The sequence below is a fragment of the Micromonospora sp. M61 genome (assembly GCF_018070245.1).
Taxonomy (GTDB): domain Bacteria; phylum Actinomycetota; class Actinomycetes; order Mycobacteriales; family Micromonosporaceae; genus Micromonospora; species Micromonospora zamorensis.
Map to the genome: position 1 here is coordinate 1 of NZ_JAGPYA010000123.1, position 3,572 is coordinate 3,572.

Annotated in this window: 4 protein-coding genes; 3 read left to right on the forward strand and 1 reads right to left on the reverse strand. The window is 74.1% G+C overall.

The window, feature by feature from the left end; genetic code table 11:
* Positions 1 to 239: glycosyltransferase (locus KBX34_RS32690; protein WP_374223739.1), on the reverse strand; the 239-nt coding region annotated here is incomplete at its 3' end.
* Between the two features lie 223 nt (positions 240 to 462).
* On the opposite strand from KBX34_RS32690, the gene KBX34_RS32695 reads away from it, so the two are divergent.
* The 3 genes from KBX34_RS32695 to KBX34_RS32705 form a co-directional block, all read left to right on the forward strand.
* The gene (locus KBX34_RS32695; RefSeq protein ID WP_210928935.1) at positions 463 to 1,473 is read left to right on the forward strand and encodes a Gfo/Idh/MocA family protein; all 1,011 of its coding nucleotides are present in this window, start codon (positions 463 to 465) and stop codon (positions 1,471 to 1,473) included.
* Positions 1,466 to 2,554, forward strand: a complete 1,089-nt coding sequence (locus KBX34_RS32700; RefSeq protein WP_210928936.1) for a zinc-binding dehydrogenase — start codon at positions 1,466 to 1,468, stop codon at positions 2,552 to 2,554. Before KBX34_RS32695 ends, KBX34_RS32700 begins: the two co-directional genes overlap by 8 nt.
* Positions 2,555 to 2,627: 73 nt before the next feature.
* Positions 2,628 to 3,572: ABC transporter ATP-binding protein (locus KBX34_RS32705; protein WP_247672499.1), on the forward strand; the 945-nt coding region annotated here is incomplete at its 3' end.

Consider the following 3,572-nt stretch of genomic DNA (forward strand, 5'->3'; position numbering starts at 1 on the left):
GCACGGGCCACCTGCGCGGCGCGGTCGGTCGACCGCGAGTCCACCACGATCAGCTCGTCGACCAGGGCGACCCGGTCCATCAGGTGCTCGCGGATGGTCGACACGATCGCGCCGACGGTGGCCTCCTCGTTGCGCGCCGGCAGCACCACGCTGACCCGGCTCCCTCCCTTGGCGCGTAGCAGCCGGCGTGCCGGCCAGTCCGCCGCCGAGGTGGTCCGGTACGTGGCCCACGCCTCCACCACCGGTGACACGGTCGTATCCCGCACGGGCACCCCCTCCGTTCGTGCGTGGAAATAGCGACACAGTTACTTCCCATTCGCCACCACGCGCTAACCGCTTCCAGGGCGTCAGCTTGATCACAACAGTGACATTGTCGCGTTCCCAGGGCATGAACGTTTGATTGCGGACACCCCAGGGGACTGCTCCCATCGAAAAGGAAACGTTCTCGAAAGAGGTTGTCGCATGCGGAAATGCCGGGTTGGTCTCGTGGGCGCTGGCGGGGTGGCACAGCGCCATGCCCGGGTGCTGTCCGGGTTCGACGACGTCGAGCTCATCGGGGTGACCGACGTGGCACCGGAGGCGGCGGCAGCGCTGACGGCGCAGCACGGCGGCCAGGTCTTCCGCGACGTCACCGAGTTGCTGGCCGCGGCCCCGGACGCGGTGTACGTCTGCGTCCCGCCCTTCGCGCACGGTCCCGCCGAGGAGGCGGTGATCGAGGCCGGAGTGCCGATGTTCGTCGAGAAGCCCGTCGCGGTCGACCTGGGCACCGCCGAGCGGATCGCCGACCTGGTCGCGCGCAATGGGCTGCGCACCGCCGTCGGCCACCACTGGCGCTACCTGAGCGTGCTCGACCAGGCCCGCGACCTGCTCGCCGACCGCCCGGTGCGGATGGTCAGCGGCGCCTGGCTCGACAAGGTCCCCCCGGTGGCATGGTGGTCGCGCCGGGACCGTTCCGGCGGCCCGGTGGTCGAGCAGGCCGCCCACGTGCTGGACCTGATCCGTGTGCTGGCCGGCGAGGTGACCGAGGTCACCGCGTACGGCAACGGCACCCCGCCGCCGGTCGACGGCGCCGACATCGACTCGGTGACCACCGCCGCGCTGCGCTTCGCCGACGGGGCGGTCGGCACCCTCAGCGCGGCCTGCGTGCTGGGCTGGAAGCACCGCGCCGGCCTGGAGATCCTCGCCGACGGGCTGGCCCTCTCGCTCACCGAGGACGGCCTGACGATCCGCGACGCCGACGGGGAACGACACGTCCCCGCCGACCCGGAGGCCGCGCGGATCGCGGTGGACCGCGCCTTCGTCGACGCCGTCCGCGGCATCGGCGATGACATCCGTGTGCCGTACGCCGAGGCGCTGGCCACCCAACGGCTGGCCCTCGCGGTGGCCGACTCGGCCCGCACCGGCACCACCGTGCGGCTCGCCACCCCGACCGCCCCGGCGGCAATCAGCACGGGGGTGACCGTCGATGCGTGACAAGGTCGTGGTGGTCACCGGGCCCGGCCGGGTCGAGCTGGTCGAGCAGGACGCCGCCCCGCTGCGTCCCGGCACGTTCCGGGTCGAGACGCTCTACAGCGGCGTCTCCGCCGGCACCGAGCTGAGCTTCGTCAAGGGCACGAACCCCTACCTGAACGTCACCTGGAACGCCGACCTGGGGCTGTTCCAACCCGGCGAGGCGAGCACCCCGTACCCGGTGAACCGGCTCGGCTACATGCAGGTCGGCCGGGTGGTGGAGAGCGACACCCCGGCCGTCGCCGTGGGCACTGTCGGCGCGATGACGTACGGGCACCGCACCGGCTGGCTCGCCGACCCGGTCGCCGAGCGGTTCGTGCCGCTGCCCGACGACCTGGATCCGCTGCTCGGCGTCTACGTCGCGCACATGGGTCCGATCTGCGCCAACGGTCTGCTGCACGCCGCGGCCGACCTGCACGGCACCGACGTCCGCTCCCTCGGCGACGGGGTCCGCGGCCGGCGCGTCGCCGTGGTCGGCGCCGGGGTGGTGGCGCTGCTGACGGCGCTGGTCGCCCGGCGCATCGGCGCCGCCGCGGGGGAGGGGCTCGACCCCACCCCGCCCCGGCGCCAGGTCGCCGAGGCGCTCGGACTGGACACCCTCGCCCCGGACGCGGCCGACCCGGCGGTCGTGCTCACGACCCGGTGGGCCCACACCGCCGGGGACCGGGGCGCCGACGTGGTGTTCCAGTGCCGGGGGCAGGCGTGGGCGTTGCAGCTCGCCCTGCGGCTGCTGCGCCCCCAGGGCACGGTCATCGACCTCGCCTTCTACCAGGAGGGCGCGGACGCGGTGCGGCTCGGTGAGGAGTTCCACCACAACGGGCTCTCGCTGCGCTGCGCGCAGATCGGCCGGGTGCCGCGCGGGCTCACACCCACCTGGGACCGCGAGCGGCTCTCCGCCGAGACCATCGACCTGCTCCGGACGTACGGGGACGTGATCCGCAAGCACCTCGTCTCGGCGGTGGTGCCGTTCGACGAGGCGCCCACCCTGCTCACCGATCTGGCCGACCGCCGTCGCCAGGAGCTTCAGGTGGTGTTGTCCACCTGACCCGGCGGGCCGGACCGACCCGGCGGGCCGGAGCGCGCCCGCCCGGGTGACGCGGCGGACTACCGTTCCCGGCATGAGCACCTCGACGCACCGGCCGACCGGCGGCACCTCGACGGACCGGTCGGCCGGTGGCACCTCGACGGACCGGCCGGCCGGTGGCACCTCGACGGACCGGCCGGCCGGTGGCGCCGCTGCGGGCCGACCGGTCGGTCTGGGGGCGCTGCTGCCGTACCTGCGGGAGCACCGCGGCACCCTGGTCGTGGTGGGCGTGCTGTCGCTGGTCGGCGCGGCCGCGTCACTGGCGCAGCCGCTGCTCACCCGCACGGTGCTCGACCGCATCGGCGCCGACAATCCCGTCGCCGACCTGGTAGCGGTGCTGGTGGCGCTCGTGGTGCTGGGCGCGGCCATCGGTGGGCTGCGCGACTACCTGCTGCAACGCACCGCCGAAGGGGTGGTGCTGGGCACCCGGCGACGGCTCGCCGGTCATCTGCTGCGGCTGCCCATCGCCGAGTACGACCGCCGGCGCACCGGCGACCTGCTGTCCCGGGTCGGCTCGGACACCACCCTGTTGCGAGCGGTCGTCACCTCCGGGCTCTTCGAGACGGTCACCGGGGCGGTGACGGTGGTCGGCGCCGGCATCGCCATGGTGCTGCTCGACCCGCTGCTGTTCGGCGTCACCCTGCTCGGTGTGGCACTGGGGCTGGGCTTCGCCGCCACCTTCGCCCGCCGGGTCCGGGCGCTGGCCCGAGCCGCCCAGGAGCGGATCGGTGAGATGACCTCGGCGGTGGAGCGGGCCATCTCGGCGGCCCGGACCATCCGGGCCAGTCGCGCCGAGGCCCGGGAGGCGGAGACCGTCACCGGCAGCGCGCGGGAGGCGTACGACGCCGGCCTGCGGGTGGCGCGGGTGCAGTCACTGGTCGGCCCGATCGGCTCGATCACCGTGCAGGGCGCGTTCCTGCTGGTGCTCGGCATCGGCGGGCACGGCCAGGATCTCCTCGATCCGCTGGAGGGCACCCAG

Bases quoted from the DNA above. Each gene is read 5' to 3' on its own strand.
- KBX34_RS32700 (WP_210928936.1), top strand. From the start codon at position 1,466: ATGCGTGACAAGGTCGTGGTGGTCACCGGGCCCGGCCGGGTCGAGCTG.
- KBX34_RS32695 (WP_210928935.1), top strand. From the start codon at position 463: ATGCGGAAATGCCGGGTTGGTCTCGTGGGCGCTGGCGGGGTGGCACAG.